The following is a 16,765-nucleotide window of genomic DNA, read 5'->3' as shown; positions in this document are numbered from 1 at the left end:
GTGGCCGGCACCCCTTGTCCCTACAGACTCCAATCAACCCGCATGCCCGCAATCAACGCATTCGGCAGGTCCCGCTGGCGGGCAGGTTCGTTGAACTGGTCCGGATGCACGATGTAGTGCAGGTTCGGTGCGATCCGGAGCTGCGGGGTGAGCTGGATGCCATAGCTCAGTTCCATCATGACCTGGCTCCCGTGCGGCGTGCCGCTACCGCCGGCCGCGGCGCGGGCAAGGCGCAGGTTCTCCAAGGCGATGCTGCTGTATTTCTGCTGGGTCACAACGAAAGCGATGCTGTCCTGCGGCCGGCTGGTGAACGTGCCTTTCTGCACCATGCCAGCCTGCAGGAAATGATCCTCGATCAACTGGCCGGAGGTGCCCTTGAGCGCCGCACCGAACAGGGTCAGGCCGCGGCCGCCACCATCACTGGTGAGCTGTTGCTCGAAGCGGGCGAACGCACCGGATCGGCCGCGACGGGACGCATAGTCCTGCCCGCTGAGCAGCGCCGGGCTGCCGTTGGCATCGCGCAGCGGATCCAGATAGGTCGAGTTGTCCTGCCAGCCACCGAGTTCGTAGCGGGCTTTCAGTCGTGCCGAAGCAGGGCTGCGCCAACCGAGCGTGTAGGGCACGATCCAGCCGGTGGCCTGGTGGGTACTCCATTTCAGGCCGTGCTGGCCGTCCTCGGCCTGGCTGGGGTCGACCTGGTAGGCGCCGACGCGCACATAGACATCGGGCGTCACCCAGGCCGTGGCATCGGCCATCCAGCTCGATACCGGCCACCAGGTGAAATTACTGGTGCGGAATACGTAGGTCGGGTTGCCACAGGCCGAATTGCCCTGGAAGTACTGGCACAGCTCCGAACCGAGGTGATGGAGGTTGGCGACGCTGCGCCCCGCTTCCAGCACCAGTCGGTCGTTCAGCAGTTTCTGTTCAAGCGTCAGGTTGGCCAGGCGCGTGCCCTGGCCGCCGTAGATTTCCTGCACCGAGGTGCTGTTGCCAGTGCTGCTGTTGGCCAGGTTGGTGCCATGGCGGTTGATACCGTAGGCCTTGATCGTCGCGCCCCGCCAGCCAAACGCAGCATCCAGGTTCACGTCGGCGCCGAACATCAGCTGTCCGGCATACGCCGTGCCGCTGCGCTTGCCGCCGTCGAGCGTGGCAGCTGCTTCACCGGTGTACGCCAGCTTGGGGGTGAAGACGTCGCTCGTGCCGGCGGCTGCGGCCACGGACGGCAGGGCCAGCAGGATCGCTACCGGCAACAGGCGGCGGGAAGAGCAGATCATGGGCGAGGTTCCTTTTACAGGGTGTGAGCCGTGACCGGCTTCTTGAGGACGCGCAGCGCGACCGCGGTGACGGCCACGCCGGCCACCAGCGCCAGCAGGTAGATGCCAAGGTGGGTGACCGCATTCGGGATCGGCAGCACGAACACTCCGCCGTGCGGCACCTTCAGCTCGACGCCTGCGGCCATCGAGATCGCACCGGCCACGGCAGAGCCAAGGATCAGCGCTGGAATGGTGCGCAGCGGATCGCGTGCGGCGTAGGGGATCGCACCCTCGGTCACGAAGCTGAGGCCAAGCACGCCCGCGGCACCGGCCGTGCCGCGCTCCTCGGCAGTGAAGCGGTTGCTGAACAACCATGTTGCCAACGCGATGCCCAGCGGCGGCGTCATGCCGCCGATCATCGTCGCAGCCATCGGCGTATAGACCTGGCTGGAAATCAGTGCGGTGGAGAATGCATAGGAGGCCTTGTTGACCGGCCCGCCCATGTCCACCGCCATCATTCCGCCCAGCAGCAGGCCCAGCAGGATCGCACTGCTGCCCTGCATGCCGCGCAGCCAGTCGGTCAACCAGGCCAGCAACCCGGCGACCGGCGTGCCGATCACATACATCATCAACAGGCCGACCAGCAACGTGCCAAGCACCGGCAGGATCAGCACCGGCTTGAGGCCTTCCAGGCTGCGCGGCAGGCGCAGCGCGCGATTGATCCAGTGCACACCGTAACCGGCGATGAAGCCGGCCAGGATGCCGCCGATGAAGCCCGCATCCATGTTGACTGCCACCAGCCCGCCGATCATGCCCGGCGCGATACCCGGGCGATCGGCGATGGAGTAGGCGATGTAACCGGCCAGCGCCGGCACCATCAGCATGAAGCCGGACTTGGCGCCGATCTGGAACAGCGACCAGGCCAGCGTGCCCTTGTGTGCATCGTCGAAGGCATAGATGCCGCCGAGCGCGAACGCCAGTGCGATCAGCAGGCCACCGGCAGTGACGAACGGCAGCATGAACGACACGCCGGTCATCAGGTGCTTGTAGGGACCGGTGACCTTGGCCTTTTCGGTGGTGCGGCCTGAAGCCGCCGTACCCGCCTGCACGCTGGCCTCGGCCAGCGCCTTGCGGATCAGGTTCTGGCCGTCATTGATCGCCGGCTTGGTGCCGCTCTTGAACAGGCGTTTGCCAGCAAAGCGTGACAGATCGACTTCGCGGTCGGCGGCGATCAGCACCAGGTCGGCGGCAGCGACTTCTTCGTCGCTCAATGCGTCCTGCGCGCCGACCGAGCCCTGGGTTTCCACCCGGATCGCGTGGCCCAATGCCTTGGCGGCTTGCTGCAGGCCTTCGGCCGCCATGAACGTGTGGGCGATGCCGGTCGGGCAGGAGGTAACGGCGACGATGTGCTTGCTGGCGTCCGCGGCGGGCGCGGTTCCGGACGTCGCGGCAAGCTGCGCCAGCACGGCAAGCGGGTCGTCCAGCACCTCACCGAGGCTGGCGCGTACGATCTGGGCGCTGCCGAAGCGCGCGGCATCCGCCTCGCCGTCACCCACCAGCAGCAGCTGCGTTGCGGCGGCGGCCTGCGTGGCGGGCAGTGCCCCGGTCACGCCCTGGTCGCTGCGGATTTCGATCGCCAGTTCAGCGCCTTGCTGGCGGGCGGCGCGGCGCAGCGCTTCGGCGGCAAGAACCGCCTCGATGCTGCGTTCGCCTGCGGCGATGACTACGGTGGAAGCTTGCATGGGCACTCCTGGAATTCTTCGGGTTCGTCCTTGCGGGAGGGGGCGGGCCAGCCGCAGCTCCCTCTGCAGGGGTTTCAATCCAACCGCTCGATCAGTACGTCGCCGGTCCACGCGCGCACCTGCGTCGGGTCCAGTCGTCGCGCGTCGCCGCTCTCCAGCCGGCTCATCGAGAACGCCGTCGCCAATCGGGCGCAACCCGTCAGATCCAGGGAGGGCTCCAGCAAGGCGGCGGCGATGCCGGCGACCATGGCATCGCCAGCACCGACCGTGCTGCCGCGTGCCAGTCGCGGCGGTCGCGCGATCAGGGCGCCGCTGCGATCAATGAATAACGCGCCGTCGGCGCCCATCGAGATCGCCACAAGCGCAACTCCGCGTTCAACCAAGGCGTGGCCTGCGGCCCGCAGGGCGCTGCGATCCGGCAGCGGCGTACCGGTCCAGGCCTCCAGTTCGTGGCGGTTGGGCTTGATCGCGTAGGGCAGTGCGCCCTGTGCGCCGCTCAACGCGGCGGCAAGTGCGTCGCCACTGGTATCGAGCAGTACGCGCGCACCGGCGGCGCTCGCCTGCGCCTGCAGTCTCGCCCATGCATCGGCTGGCAGCCCGGACGGCAGGCTGCCGGACAGCACCACCGGCAGGTCTGGCTGGAGCAGGGCGTCGAGTCGGCGCGATACCGCGTCCAGATCGGCATCACGCAGTGACAGGCCGGGCAGGTTGATGTCGGTGGTCTCGCCGTTGGCCTCTTCGACCAGCTTGATGTTGGTGCGGGTGCGGCCCGCAATGCGCAGGCAAGCGTCTGCGATGCAGCGCTCGGCGAACAGTGCGCTGAACACGCCGTCGTTGCCTTCGCCGAGCACGCCCAGCGCGGTGGTCGGCACACCCCAATCGGCCAGGCAGGCGGCCACGTTGATGCCCTTGCCGCCGGCGTCGTCGCGGGAGCTGCGGGCACGATGCACATGGCCCGGTTGCAGGTGCGCCAGTCGCACGGTCTGGTCGATCGCCGGATTCAGAGTGATGGTGACGGCGCGGGCGCTCATGCGCGCGCTCCATCAAGGGCGCGCACCTGCTCGGCGGTTTCGCAGTCCAGCGCGGTAGTGGCCAGCGCTTGCAGATCGGTCATCGCGTTGCCACGCAGGCGTGCCTTCACGGCCGGGATGTCGTTCGGGGTCATCGACAGTTCGTCCACGCCCAGGCCGGCCAGCAGCATTGCGCCGAAGGGATCACCCGCCAGGCCACCGCAGACGCCAACCCAGCGCCCATGCAGGCGTGCACCTTCCACCGTGGCGCGGATCGCGCGCAGCACAGCCGGGTGCAGGCTATCGGCCTCGGCGGCGAGTTCCGGGTTCTGGCGGTCGATCGCCAGCACGTACTGGGTCAGGTCGTTGGTGCCGATCGAGAAGAAGTCGGCATGGCGCGCCAGCACATCGCTCTGGGCTGCTGCGGCAGGGACTTCAATCATGATCCCGATCGGCACTTCGGGTGCGTCGAGCTCGGCGCGCAACCGTTCGCAGATGGCGCGCAGTGCGATCAGCTCGGGCACCGAGGTGATCATCGGAAACATGATGGACAGGCGTGCGCCGTCCTTCGCCGCGCGATACAACGCACGCAGCTGTGGTTCCAGCAGGTCGGGGCGGCGCAGCAGCAGGCGCGCGCCACGCACGCCGAGGAACGGATTTTCCTCGCGTGGCAGCTCCAGGTGAGCGACCTGCTTGTCGCCACCGATATCGAGCGCACGCACGATCAGCGGGCGGCCGTCGAGTGCCTTGGCCATCGCCACGTACGTGGCGTACTGCTCATCCTCGCTGGGCGTGCTCCCGCGCTCGAGGAACAGGAATTCGGTGCGCATCAGGCCGACGCCTTCCGCGCCCTGCTCCAGTGCCAGCGGCACCTGCTCGGGAAGGTTGACGTTGGCGCCGATGTCGATGCGGTGTCCGTCAGGGGTCTGTGCCGGCTGCGCGCGTTGCGCCGCTTCACGCTCGCGGATCTGCTGCTGTTCGGCGATCCACGCACGTGCCGAGGCGAGATCGGCCTCGGACGGCGACAGATAGAGGCGCCCGCTGCTGCCATCGATGATCGCCTCGCTCCCCGCGCTGATCGTCAGCAGCTCCGCGCCAGCGGCGACCAGCGCCGGCAGGCCCAACGTGCGCGAGAGGATCGCGGTGTGCGAGGTCGGCCCGCCCAGCGCGGTGGCGAGGCCAAGCACGCGACCGGTATCGAGGTTGGCCGTGTCGGACGGCGACAGATCAGCAGCGAGCAGGATGCAAGGATGTGCAGGCAGGTCGGCAAGGCCGCCACCCGCCGCGGACGGATCAAGCTGTGCCAGTACGCGCCGGCCCACGTCACGCAGGTCGGCGGCGCGCCCGGCCAGCACCGGGTTGCCCAGTGCCGCCAGGCCGGAGGCAATCTGCTCGATGGCCTGGTGCCAGGACCATGCAACGCCATGGCCTTCGACCATCAGCTGGCAGGTACGGGTAATCAGATCGGTGTCGTCGAGCAGCGCGGCCTGCGCCTTGAAGATTGCCGCATCCGAGGCGCCGAGCCGGCGCTGGGTGTCGTCCTGCAGTGCAGCCAGCTGCTGGCGGGTGCGGCTGAGCGCCTCCTGCAGGCGTGCGCCGCCTTCGCCGAGCGGGGTGGGGCGGTCAGCAACGTCGGCATGCGTGCTGGCCAGCACATGCACCGGGCCGATCGCCAAGCCTGGGCTGGCGCCGATGCCGACGATCGCCGCCTGGGCGTCGGGCGGATTCCAGCCCGCAACCGGCGCGGCCTTGCGCTGCGCCGCGCGCTCGGCATCGGCCCTTTCCTGTGCCACCAGCCCGTCCATGACCTTGCGCAGCGCGGCCAGCAAGGCAGGGGCATCGGCGCCCTCAGCAGACACGCTGACCGCGTCGCCATGGCGCAACCCGAGCTGCAGCAGCGCCACCAGGCTCTTGGCATCGGCAGCCTGATCGCCCGCTCGGACCTGTGCGCGGGCCGCGAAGCCGCGCGCTGTTTCGGCCCAGCGCGTGGCCGGGCGTGCGTGCAGCCCGTTGGGATAGGCGATGGTCCAGTCGAAACGGTCGGCCAGGTCAGTCACCGGCACAGTGGGGGCCGTGGTCGCAACATCGCCGGTCAGCGCGCTGATGATCTCGCTCGCATCTGCCGTGGTGAACAGGCGTTGCAGCGTTGCGTCATCCTGGATCAGTCGGGTCAGCCGGCGCAGCAGGGTGATGTGGGTATCGGACTGGGCGGCAATGCCGACCACCAAGCGAGTGACCTGGCCCGGATTCCACTCCACGCCTTGCGGGAACTGCAGCACGGCAATGCCATCGCGGCGCACCAGGTGACGGTCCTCGCCCAGCCCGTGCGGAATGGCCACGCCATGGCCGAGGAAGGTGTTCGCCAACGCCTCGCGACGCCCCATGCTGGCCTCGTAAGCCGGCGCAACGCAGCCGGCGGCGACCAGCATCTGCGCCACCTGGGTGATGGCGTCGGCCTTGTCGAGCGCCCGCGCATCCAGGCGGATTAATTCCCGGCTGACGGGGGCTGGAGAGGTCAAGGGCTGCAAGGCGGGCTCCGGGAAGGGGGTGCTATGGCGTATTGGGAACGTTCCCACACATCATTTCAATGTGCACTGCACAAAAAGCCAATAGTCCTTTGGCGTTAGCATTGTCCTGAATGGCCATCCGGCCTCGAACAGCGACAGTTTCCGGGAACGGTTCCAATGAGCATCAGCATCAACGACGTCGCGCGCGTGGCGGGGGTCTCCAAGTCCACGGTGTCGCGCGTGCTCGGCGGCGGCCCGGTCAGCGAGGCCGTGCGTGGCCGGGTGGAGGCGGCGATCCGCCAGACCGGCTATCACCCCAACCTGCAGGCACGGCGCCTGCGTGCCCGGCACACCGGCATCATCGGGCTGATCGTGGCGGACATCCGCAACCCGTTCTTCACGGCGCTGATCCGAGCGGTGGAGGAGATGGCTTATCGTGAAGGCCTGCGCGTCACCCTCTGCAACACCGACGAGGACCCCGAGCGCGAAGCGCTGTATCTGCAGTTGATGCACGAGGAGCGCATCAGCGGACTGATCTTCGCGCCCACCCGGACCACGGTGGGGCGGCTGGAGCGGCTCGCACTGGACTATCCGACGGTGCTGGTGGACCGCGCCGCACCCGGCGGGTCGATCGACAGCGTGGTGCTCGACAATCCGGCCGCGATGGCGGGCCTGGTCGAGCATCTGGTCGCGCGTGGCTATCGCCGCATCGGCGGCCTGTTCGGCAGCACCAGCACCACGGCAGCCGAGCGTCGCGACGGCTATCTCGCTGCGATGCGTACACATGGGCTTCAGCCGGATTACCGCGAGGTTGAGCCCACGGCTGAAGCGGCCATTGCAACGGTCGATCAGTGGCTGGCCGGCCCATCGCGGCCGGAGGCGCTGGTCGCCAGCAACAGCCTGCTGCTCATGGGAGCGTTGAAGGCCGCCCGCAGTGCAGGCCTGGCAATTCCGGACGCGCTGGCGCTGGCGGGCTTTGACAACGAACGCTGGACCGAACTGGTCGAACCGGGCATCACCGTGATCGAACAGCCGGTCGAAGAGATGGGGCGCGCAGCGATGTCGCTGTTGCTTGAGCGCCTGCGCGCGCCGGAGCTGCCGGTACGCCGGCTGGTGATGACGGGCCGGTGCGTGGTGAGGGGATCAACTGCATGGAATCCAGAAGGACGACAACCAAGGTCCAAGGCATGAGAGGACATCAAGGCCGACAGGCGGGTCGTCGCATGATTCGGCTGCTTATGCTTGGAGCCTGCTTCCTGACCGGATCCTTGCTTGCGGAGACATCACCACCGAAGCGCACCTGGCTTGTGAGCGGCGCGGAGCTGATCACGCTACTGCAGGGAAAAGGGGCTGACGGATTCTGTACCAGCGAACAGTGCCGGAGTCTGTCCATCGCCCGTGCCAATGCCTACATCCAGGGTGCTGCCGATACCAGTCGTGGCCAGTGGTGCGGCCAAGGCCAGATCCTTCCACATGAACTGGCCGATCGTGTCACCTCCCATCTTCAGCAATTGCCCCAGGAGCGCTTGCAACAGAATGCTTCTTCGCTGGTTGTGGAAGGCCTGCGAACAGCGTTTCCTTGCGAACGCCGGGCATTGCACGGTGGCATCGGACAGTCCAGGGAAAATTGACCCAGCCTCGTTGAAGTGATTTGCCAGGCTTGTTCCCCCCGCAACAGGGGGTTGGCAGCAAGCGCCGCCGTCGAGAAAATCCGCGTTTTGACTGCAGATTGCTTCGGCTCGGGAACAATCCCAGCGCTCCACATTCCAGACCAAGCAGTCCATAACCGGCCTTCCACGTCGAAGTAGCATCGACGCTTGGAGCATTGAGCACTTCCGCTGAATGCGTTCGGACTACGGAAGCTATTGGATGAACATGAAGCGGACGACGGCGGGCGGCCCCGCTCCCGTGCGCGGTGATCGGCGGGATACCGAGATCCGGAACTACGTGATGAACCTCGGCCCCCAACATCCTGCGGCACATGGGGTACTGCGCCTTGTGCTTGAGATGGATGGCGAGACCGTTGTGCGCGCGGATCCGCATGTGGGCCTGCTGCACCGGGGTACCGAGAAGCTGGCGGAGTCCAAGCCCTTCAACCAGTCCATCGGCTACATGGATCGGCTGGACTACGTATCCATGATGTGCAATGAACACGCCTACGTACGTGCGATTGAAACCCTTCTGGGAATCGAGGCACCCATCAGGGCACAGTACATCCGCACGATGTTCGATGAGATCACCCGTATCCTCAATCACCTCATGAACATCGGAACGGGCGCGCTGGACCTGGGCGCCATGGCCGTGATGCTCTATGCATTCCGGGAACGCGAAGAGCTGATGGACTGCTACGAGGCGGTATCCGGCGCTCGAATGCATGCCACGTATTACCGGCCCGGCGGTGTGTACCGTGATCTGCCTGACCAGATGCCGAAGTACAAGGAGTCACGCTGGAAGAAGGGGAAGGAGCTGCGGCGGCTGAACGCCGCGAGAGAAGGGTCGCTGCTCGATTTCATCGAGAATTTCACCCGCGAATTCCCAAACCGCATTGATGAGTACGAAGCCCTGCTCACCGACAACAGAATCTGGAAGCAGCGCACGGTGGGCATTGGCGTTGTGACCCCGCAGCAGGCCATGGACTGGGGCATGACCGGGGTGATGCTGAGAGGCTCGGGCGTGGCGTGGGACCTGAGGAAGAAGCGCCCCTACGCGAAGTACGATGCCGTTGACTTCGACATTCCGGTCGGCAGCGCCGGTGACTGCTATGACCGCTACCTGTGCCGTGTCGCGGAGATGCGGCAGTCCAACCGCATCATCCGGCAATGTATCGACTGGCTTCGCGCCAACCCCGGCCCGGTGATGGTCCAGAACTTCAAGGTGGCGCCGCCGTCCCGGCAGGAGATGAAGTCCGACATGGAAGCGCTGATCCATCACTTCAAGCTCTTCAGCGAAGGCTACCAGGTGCCGGCAGGTGAGACCTACGCAGCGGTCGAGGCGCCCAAGGGCGAGTTCGGTTGCTACCTGATCTCCGATGGCGCCAACAAGCCGTTCCGGGTGCACCTGCGTGCTCCCGGCTTCGCTCATCTCTCTTCTCTGGATGAAATCGTCAGGGGCCACATGCTGGCGGATGTCGTCGCCATGATTGGCACCTACGACATTGTGTTCGGCGAAGTGGATCGATGAGGAACCGGCTCAGCCCACACATGGGCTGAGCCACGTTCCGGCGGCCGCGAAGGGAACAGCCATGTGCAGCCTGAGCAGGTCTTCCACGGTGCGTGCCCCGCCCATCTCCAGGTCGAGGATGCCGGGCTCCAGGATTGATCCCAGCAGAACACCGACCACGATCGCATGAAGGCTGCGCGCCGCAGCGGCTGTATCAACGCCCTCACGGAGCTGGCCCAGTGCTCCTGCACGCTGGTATACAAGCTCCAGCATGCGGACCTCCGGCATCGCGCACGCCGCGAGCACGTCGCCTATGCCGCCCAGCTCATGTGATGCACCAGAGCGCAGCAGAAGCTCAACCGTTCGGCGAACGCGTGGGGTGCGGCGCGTGTGATCAAAGACCCTGACCAGGTCCGCAAACAGAAGCTTGAACGGGTCACTGCACTGCCGGATGGCGGCTTCCCGCAGTCCTTCGGGTGCATCTGGCCGCCCTCGCGCGGAAAGTTCACCCAGCAGGTTCTGACGGGACCCGAAGTGCCAGTAGATCGCGCCGCGCGAATGGCCGCACTCGGTGGCGATCAGCTCCAGCGTGGCGCCGGCGGGCCCATGGCGCAGCAGGCACACCAGTGCGGCATCGAGGATCCTCTCGCGCGTGGCCTGTGCGTCCTCCCTGGTTCTTCTAGCCATGGCACGGTTGCATCCCTGCTGTTCGATGAGCGCGCGGTCGCGCGTCCTGATCGTCCTTAGACAAGGCGATGGGACGGACCATGGCCACAGCGCTGCACCGGGATCTGCGGCGTTTGAATGTCGATCTTCGGCTCATTGGCGGGGGCAGGGCAGGACAGTGAGCCAAGCCACAGACCATCGGCGGCGAGACGCGCAGACTTCAGCGCGGGATCGTCCGCCTCGGACGGCTCGGTGGCCAGCTTCTTCTTCATCCACTCGATCCACTGCGACGCGGATGCCTGGGTCAGGTCCAGGCGGATGATCAGGGCCGAGAGCATTGCAACGTCGTGCCGCCTGCAGCCCTCGACCACCGATTCCACGTAGGCGTTGGTGAATGCGCCGGAGCGGAGCCCGTTGGCACGCATTCTCCGTTCCACATCCTGATTGAAGTTCTGCAGCCAGCACGAGAAAGTGGCGTCGATGAGATCCTGCTTGCAGTAGAAGTGATGGAACATCGCGCCACGGCTGACGCCCGAGCATTCGAGAATCTCACTGACGGTCACCGAAGACCGACCATTGCGGACGATAAGCGCTGCCGTTTCGCGGATGAGTATGCCGGGCACACGCACGGACGAACTGTGGGTAGCGTTCAAGAGAGCTTTCCTCATGTAGCGGGCGACGAACGATCCGCCAGGCCGGTACGGCCTGGCGGGTTGCCGTTCGAGCCAGTCAGTGATGCGCCGCAGATGCTTCGCTTTCGGCGCTCTTCCGGGAAGCGATGGGCCTGCCGATTTCAATCTCAGGGTCCCCCTTCTCGGGCTGCCATGCCCCCAGCGCCAGCTGCACCTGCACGTGGGCCATCAGCAGCCCGGCCTGTGCCGCCGCAAGCTCTCTGCGCGCCTTTTCGTGCAGCGCCTGCTGCTGCAGGCCGGCATCCTTCGGTTCGATTCCGGCGTCCACGCGGGAAGAGGCATAGGCCGAAGATCTGCTGCTGAGTGCCTCGGCATTTACCGCCTGCTGCATCCTGATCTGGGAACTCGTCCACGCATGCAGGGAGTCCTCACTCTCCTTCAGCGCCGTCAGCACGGTCTGCTCGAAGGCATGCCAGTTCTGATCACTGCCGGCGCGAGCGGCTTCCTCCCTGGCCTTCTTCCGGCCAAAGCTCAGCCACTCCCACTGAAGCTCCGGGCCGGCCGAGAAGCGCTTTGCACTGGAATCGCCCAGCGAACCGAACGGTGCAAGGATGCCGCCGAAGACATTCAGCGTGAGGCGCGGAAGGTGCGCACGCTCGGCGAGTACGACGTTGCCAAGGCTTGCTCGCAGTAGGGCATCGGCCTTGGCGACGTCCGGCCGCCGCGCCAGGAGGTCGGTCGGCTGCGCAAGCGATGCAAGGCCCGGCGGGGCCGGCAGTGGAGCCGGGGCCAGCAACGCCTCCCAGGTGTCGTCCCGCGCGGCCGGCGAGCGGCCCGCAAGAACCGCCAATGCGGCCCTGTCCGCCTGCAGCCGGGTAACGGTTGCCGCCTCCTGCGCCACCAGCTCGGCATGTTCGGATTCGACCGCAAGCGCCTCCCTGCGATCGACCAGCCCGGCCGCATACCGGGCCTTCACACGCACAACGCGCGCCTTGCTCAGCTCAACCTCCCGCTCAAGAGAGGACAGGTTGATCTGGTCCATCCTGAGCAGGAAGTAGTTCTTCGCAACCTCGGCCTGGAGCACTGCGGCAGCTGATCTCGCGTCAGCCGCCGCCGCATCGGCCTTGCGATCGGCCATGGCTGCGGCGGTGCCAATGCGCCCAAACAGATCCAGCTCCCAGGAGAACATCTGTCCGGCGGACAGCAGTCTCTGGGAAGGGGGGCGGGGAAGATCCTGGCGATAGGGATCCGCTTCGATCTGGGCGGACTGCATGGCTTCGGCCTTGACCTGCAGCGCACCGCTCGGCAGATAGTCCTTGCGCGCTGCGCCTGCCAGTGCGCGCGCTTCCACCACGGCGGCAAGGGCAGACTTCAGGTCATGATTCCCGCGCATGGCCAGGCTGACCAGCGCATCCAGGTTGGGGTCGGAGAAGTCCTTCCACCATTGCCTGTTGGGCGTCCCGGGCAGGACATCCGCATCCAGCGCCGCCGGCGTGGGGGCCTGGCCCACATGATGCCGGGCTGCGGCGTCAGGGATCTCGGTCCTGGGAGCCACAGAGGCGCAGCCAGAAGACAGGGCTACAAGCACAGCAATCGACAGGCAGGCAACTCGATTTCCAATAGACATGATCATGCCTCCTCGGCCGGGTGAATGCGGTAGAGCGCGGCATACAGCGCTGGAATGAGACCCAGCGTGATCAGCGTTCCAAGGGCAAGGCCGCCGATCATCACGATCGACATGCTGGTCCACATGGAACCGCCAAACAGCAGCAGCGGGACAAGGCCGAGAATGCAGACCATCTTGGTCATGACGATGGGGCGCAGACGCTTGGCCGCAGCCTCTTCAATGGCCTGGAGAGGAGGCAAGCCATCGCGCTGGCCTTCGTCGATCGCATCGATGAGCAGAATCGCGTTGTTGACGATGATGCCGGCAAGTGCGAGCAGCCCCAGTGTTCCGATGAAGGTCAGGCTGGTGCCACTCAGCTTGAGTGCCAAGGTCGCGCCGATGACCACGAACGGAATGCTCGCTAGGACGATCAGGCTCTTGCGGATGCTCTCGAACTGCCATACGAACAACAGGAACATGGCAGCAAGGCAGAGCGGGAGCAGCTTTTCGATGCCTTCGTTGGCGCTCTTGCTCTCTTCGATCTCGCCACCGAGTTCGACCCGCACGCCCTGCTTGCGGAATTCGGAAAGAAGTGGCTCGACCTTGTCCGCGATCCCCTGGGCCGTCAGCTCGGAGCTTTTTGCAAGCACGGTGACCGCGCGCGTCTGGTTCACTCGCTGGATTGAAGACAGCTGCGGCGCCAACCGAAGCTTGGCCACCTGGCCCAGGGGCACGCTTCCGCTGCCATCCGCCTTCTGGATCGGGAGTGCCTCAAGCTGGCCGATATCCGTGCGCAGTGCCGCCTCTCCGCGGAGGATGACCGGGAGAACGGTGTCGCCCTCACGATAACGGGAGATCGTTGCGCCGGTCAGCAGCATGTCCATGCTCTTGGCGATGTCCGCGCTGCTGATGCCTGCGGCCTGGGCCTTGGGCTGATCGACGTCCACATCAAGCTGGACGACCTGGCGTTCGGCATCGCTGGATACATCCACCATCCCTGGTGTGTCCTGCAGCGTGCGCAGCAGCTTCTCGGCAGCAATCCGATGTGCGCCGTCGCTGCTGGAGATGCGGAACGTCGCAACGCCGGCATCCGAAGACCCCATCGAGAACCGCTTGGGCTCCACCCGCACATCCGGGAAGTGTGTTGCCATCACAGAACGCAGCCGCTCAATGGCCGCTTCATGCTTTACGCCCTTCGCAAGTGACAGCACGGCATACGCGCGGTGTCCTGCAGGAGTAGGGGGATTGAGTGCCAGAATGAAGCGTGGGCCACCATCGCCCATGTACAGGGCGTGGCTGGAGATCTCCGGAACGAGCTTCTCGTCCGCCAGTACCTTGCTGATCTGGTGAGCAACCGCCATCGTATTGGCCGGACTGGAATCCGGGGACAGCTCGATGGCCATCTGCAGCTGATGGCGCTCGGACGGCGGCATCAGCTCGTTGGGGACGGTGGTGAACAACCAGCCGGAGGTTGCCAGCAGTGCAACCATTACGCCGATGTAGATGGCCTTGTGCCCCAGGATCCAGCGGACCTTGCTGCGGTACCAGCCCGTCAGCCGCTCGACCGCGCGTGCGGTGCGGCTGAGTTCGGCATGGTGATGGGCAAAGTACTTGCACAGCAGCGGAATCAGGGTAACGCCGATGACCAGCGACAATAGCAGCGCGATGGCCATCACGATGCCGAGGCTGCGCAGATACTCGCCGGTTTCCGTGCTGGAGATGGCCAGCGGCATGAACGCGAGGATGATCGCGAGCGAAGAAACCAGAAGCGGCACGAACATCGTGCTGCCTGCGTGAGCGGCAGCCTGGTCCGGCGACTCACCCAGCGAGAGCCGCCGCTCCATGTCCTCGGCAACCACGATCGCGTTGTCAACGAACAGACCCAGGGCAATGATGATTGCACCCACCGAGATCATGTGCAGATCGATGTTCAGGATCTTCATGATTGCCATCGTCCCCAGCACCGTGGTCGGCACGATGGCGCTCACGATCAGGCCGGTCCTCATTCCAAGGAACAGCACGACGACCGCCATGACGATGGCCAGGGTCTCCAGGAAAACCTTGGCAACACGCAGCAGCTGGGTGGAAACAACCTCGGCCTGATCCGTGATCTGGACAAGCTGCATGCCGGCCGGCAGCGTTTCCGAAAGCCGTTCAACGTCGCCGCGCAGCAGATCTGCGAAGCTGACTACGTTGAGTCCTGGCGCCATGGAGACCGCTATCACCACGGCCGGCGTGCCATTGACGAATGCACCCGTCATCGGCGGGTCCTGGGTCACCCGTTCCACTCGCGCAAGGGCACCCAGCGGCACCGAGCCACCCTTCGGCAGCGGTATCGGCGTGCTCTTCAGCTGGGAGGGGTTGTCGGCGTCACCGCTCACGTTGAGCGTGATCTCCGAACCTCCGATCTCGACGTAGCCCGCCGGCGCAATGACATTGCGCCTGGAAACCGCATCGGCAATCACATTGGGGTTGAGCCCACGCGCAGCCAGGGAAGGCACGTCCAGGATGATCTGGACCTGCTCGTCCCTCACGCCGTGCAGCGAGACACGTTCCACCCCGGGCAGCCGGAACAGTTCATCGCGCAGGCGGCGGGCTTCTGCCCGGAGCTCGCCTGCGTTATAGCCATCGCCGATCAGGCCCATGGTCATCACCGCAACCCGACCGAATTCGTCGTCCACGACCGGGCCAATCGTTCCCTCGGGAAGCTGGCTCTGGATGTCCCCCATGCGTGAGCGCAACCGTTGCCACACGATGGGAATTTTCTCCGATTCCACGGTGGGATAGAGATCAACGTAGGTGAACGCAAAGCCTGGACGGACAGTCGTCCGGATCCGCTTGACCTCCGGCATGCCACGAATGCTCTCCTCGATCGGGCGAGCGACCAGCTGCTCGACCCGGTCCACGCCGGCGCCCGGCATGAAGCTGAGTACCGTCGCCGTGCGAATGGTGATGGGGGGCTCTTCAGTGGACGGGAAGTCCAGCGCCAGAATGAGGCCGGTGAGGACGATCGCTACGATCGCCAGCAGGGTCAGGCGGGGACGCGCCAATGAGAATGACGAGAGGCTCATTGTTCTGATCCCATCTTCATGTCGACCGGTTTGATCTGCGTGCCCGGGCGGATGGCCTTGGCACCCGCAACCACGACGCGCTGACCGGCGGAAATCTGCCCGCTCACCTCGATCCAGTCACCGTGATACTGACCCAGATCTACTTCCGCCAGCTCGGTCGTCTTGCCATCCTTTGCCAGCCGAAGCACCTGGCCCTTGCCGCCAACGGCAGACGGCAGAACAGCCCGAAATGGCACTTGAAGCCTGGCTGGGCCTGTATCCGTTCCAGTGATCCGGACCGACCAGGTCGAACCCACGGTCGCCGCCTCGGGCACTGCGATGTATGCGGTACGCACGCCGCCTGCATCAACGCGGCCGTCGACACGGAGCACCTTGCTCGCCACGGTGTCCGAGCCGCTGATCAGATTGACCAGCTGCCCAACAGCCAGGGGAGCTGTGCCCGGAATCGCGACAGACAGCTCGCGGCCCGCACCATCGACCTGGATGGCGACAGCGCCCGGGCCCACGGACTGTCCAACCTCAACGTTTCGGGCAGCCACGACTCCGTCAAACGTTGCCTTCAGCGTGGCTTCCCCTTGTGACCAGCCGGCGAGCTCGTGCTGCGCGCGGGCATTGCGGACGGCCGCATTCGCAGCCGCCAGTTCGGCCTTCGCGGCGGTCATCTCCGCCGGGCTGAGCGCATCAGCCTTCTGCGCAACATCCAGTCGCTCGACGCGTCGCTGGACCTCGTCCAGTGCGGCCTGCGCGCGTGCGACGTCGCCGGCAGCGGACGCCTCCTGCGCTGCAAAGGGGACCGGATCCAGTCGAGCAAGCACCTGTCCCTTGCGTACAACGTCACCCGGTTCAACAAGTACCGCGGAGACCTTTCCGGAGACCGGGAAGGACAGCTGTCCTCGCTGCGTGGCACGCACGGTGCCGATGTAAGCGCGCTGATCGCCAGCAGCCTGTCGAACGGAGGCGACATACGCGGTGCGGGCTTCTGCCGTCCCGCTCTCTGGTGTATCGGAACATCCCGTCATCGCGGACAGGGCAATGGCCAGCGCGCTGAGACGAGGCACCAATGACCAGGTCATATGGGTTTTCACGTTCGATTCCTTGTATGGGTGGTCAGTTCCACAG

12 protein-coding genes are annotated in these 16,765 nt (G+C 65.6%); 3 read left to right on the top strand and 9 right to left on the bottom strand.

Annotated features, from left to right (window positions below; genetic code table 11):
• Positions 1-20 precede the first annotated feature (20 nt).
• From ACSYS9_RS12685 to ptsP, 4 genes are all read right to left on the bottom strand, one after another.
• Positions 21-1,274 carry a carbohydrate porin gene (locus ACSYS9_RS12685; RefSeq protein WP_071228277.1) on the bottom strand — a complete coding sequence of 418 codons (1,254 nt, stop codon included), beginning with the start codon at positions 1,272-1,274 and terminating at the stop codon, positions 21-23.
• A gap of 14 nt (positions 1,275-1,288) precedes the next feature.
• Positions 1,289-2,995: a PTS fructose transporter subunit IIC gene (locus ACSYS9_RS12680; RefSeq protein ID WP_440567961.1), complete on the bottom strand. Its 1,707-nt coding sequence runs from the start codon at positions 2,993-2,995 to the stop codon at positions 1,289-1,291.
• Positions 2,996-3,069: 74 nt separating this feature from the next.
• Positions 3,070-4,026, bottom strand: a complete 957-nt coding sequence (pfkB, locus tag ACSYS9_RS12675; RefSeq protein ID WP_071228275.1) for a 1-phosphofructokinase — start codon at positions 4,024-4,026, stop codon at positions 3,070-3,072.
• Complete coding sequence (ptsP, locus tag ACSYS9_RS12670; RefSeq protein ID WP_071228274.1) at positions 4,023-6,533, bottom strand: phosphoenolpyruvate--protein phosphotransferase; 2,511 nt, start codon at positions 6,531-6,533, stop codon at positions 4,023-4,025. Before ptsP ends, pfkB begins: the two co-directional genes overlap by 4 nt.
• 156 nt (positions 6,534-6,689) lie before the next feature.
• On the opposite strand from ptsP, the gene ACSYS9_RS12665 reads away from it, so the two are divergent.
• The 3 genes from ACSYS9_RS12665 to ACSYS9_RS12655 all read left to right on the top strand — a co-directional run bounded on the left by ACSYS9_RS12665 (position 6,690) and on the right by ACSYS9_RS12655 (position 9,692).
• The gene (locus tag ACSYS9_RS12665) at positions 6,690-7,703 is read left to right on the top strand and encodes a LacI family DNA-binding transcriptional regulator (RefSeq protein ID WP_071228273.1); all 1,014 of its coding nucleotides are present in this window, start codon (positions 6,690-6,692) and stop codon (positions 7,701-7,703) included.
• 32 nt (positions 7,704-7,735) lie between these two features.
• Positions 7,736-8,143, top strand: a complete 408-nt coding sequence (locus ACSYS9_RS12660; RefSeq protein ID WP_081352296.1) for a Rap1a/Tai family immunity protein — start codon at positions 7,736-7,738, stop codon at positions 8,141-8,143.
• Between the two features lie 244 nt (positions 8,144-8,387).
• Positions 8,388-9,692: an NADH-quinone oxidoreductase subunit D gene (locus ACSYS9_RS12655; RefSeq protein ID WP_071228352.1), complete on the top strand. Its 1,305-nt coding sequence runs from the start codon at positions 8,388-8,390 to the stop codon at positions 9,690-9,692.
• Positions 9,693-9,701: 9 nt separating this feature from the next.
• On the opposite strand, the gene ACSYS9_RS12650 is transcribed toward ACSYS9_RS12655, so the two are convergent.
• The 5 genes from ACSYS9_RS12650 to ACSYS9_RS12630 all read right to left on the bottom strand — a co-directional run bounded on the left by ACSYS9_RS12650 (position 9,702) and on the right by ACSYS9_RS12630 (position 16,731).
• A complete protein-coding gene (locus ACSYS9_RS12650) occupies positions 9,702-10,358 on the bottom strand; it encodes a TetR/AcrR family transcriptional regulator (RefSeq protein ID WP_071228271.1) in 657 nt (218 codons plus the stop codon).
• A gap of 56 nt (positions 10,359-10,414) precedes the next feature.
• The gene (locus ACSYS9_RS12645; protein ID WP_256200922.1) at positions 10,415-10,990 is read right to left on the bottom strand and encodes a TetR/AcrR family transcriptional regulator; all 576 of its coding nucleotides are present in this window, start codon (positions 10,988-10,990) and stop codon (positions 10,415-10,417) included.
• Positions 10,991-11,066: 76 nt separating this feature from the next.
• A complete protein-coding gene (locus tag ACSYS9_RS12640; RefSeq protein ID WP_071228269.1) occupies positions 11,067-12,596 on the bottom strand; it encodes a TolC family protein in 1,530 nt (509 codons plus the stop codon).
• Between the two features lie 2 nt (positions 12,597-12,598).
• Positions 12,599-15,646 (bottom strand): efflux RND transporter permease subunit, encoded by a 3,048-nt coding sequence (locus tag ACSYS9_RS12635; RefSeq protein ID WP_071228268.1) that lies wholly within the window; start codon positions 15,644-15,646, stop codon positions 12,599-12,601.
• The gene (locus ACSYS9_RS12630) at positions 15,643-16,731 is read right to left on the bottom strand and encodes an efflux RND transporter periplasmic adaptor subunit (RefSeq protein WP_256200921.1); all 1,089 of its coding nucleotides are present in this window, start codon (positions 16,729-16,731) and stop codon (positions 15,643-15,645) included. Before ACSYS9_RS12630 ends, ACSYS9_RS12635 begins: the two co-directional genes overlap by 4 nt.
• Positions 16,732-16,765 lie beyond the last annotated feature (34 nt).

The sequence above is a fragment of the Stenotrophomonas sp. STK17_22 genome (assembly GCF_051983905.1).
Taxonomy (GTDB): Bacteria; Pseudomonadota; Gammaproteobacteria; order Xanthomonadales; family Xanthomonadaceae; genus Stenotrophomonas; species Stenotrophomonas maltophilia_A.
Note: the sequence above shows the minus strand (reverse complement) of the source record. Positions and strands in the feature narration are given on the sequence as shown.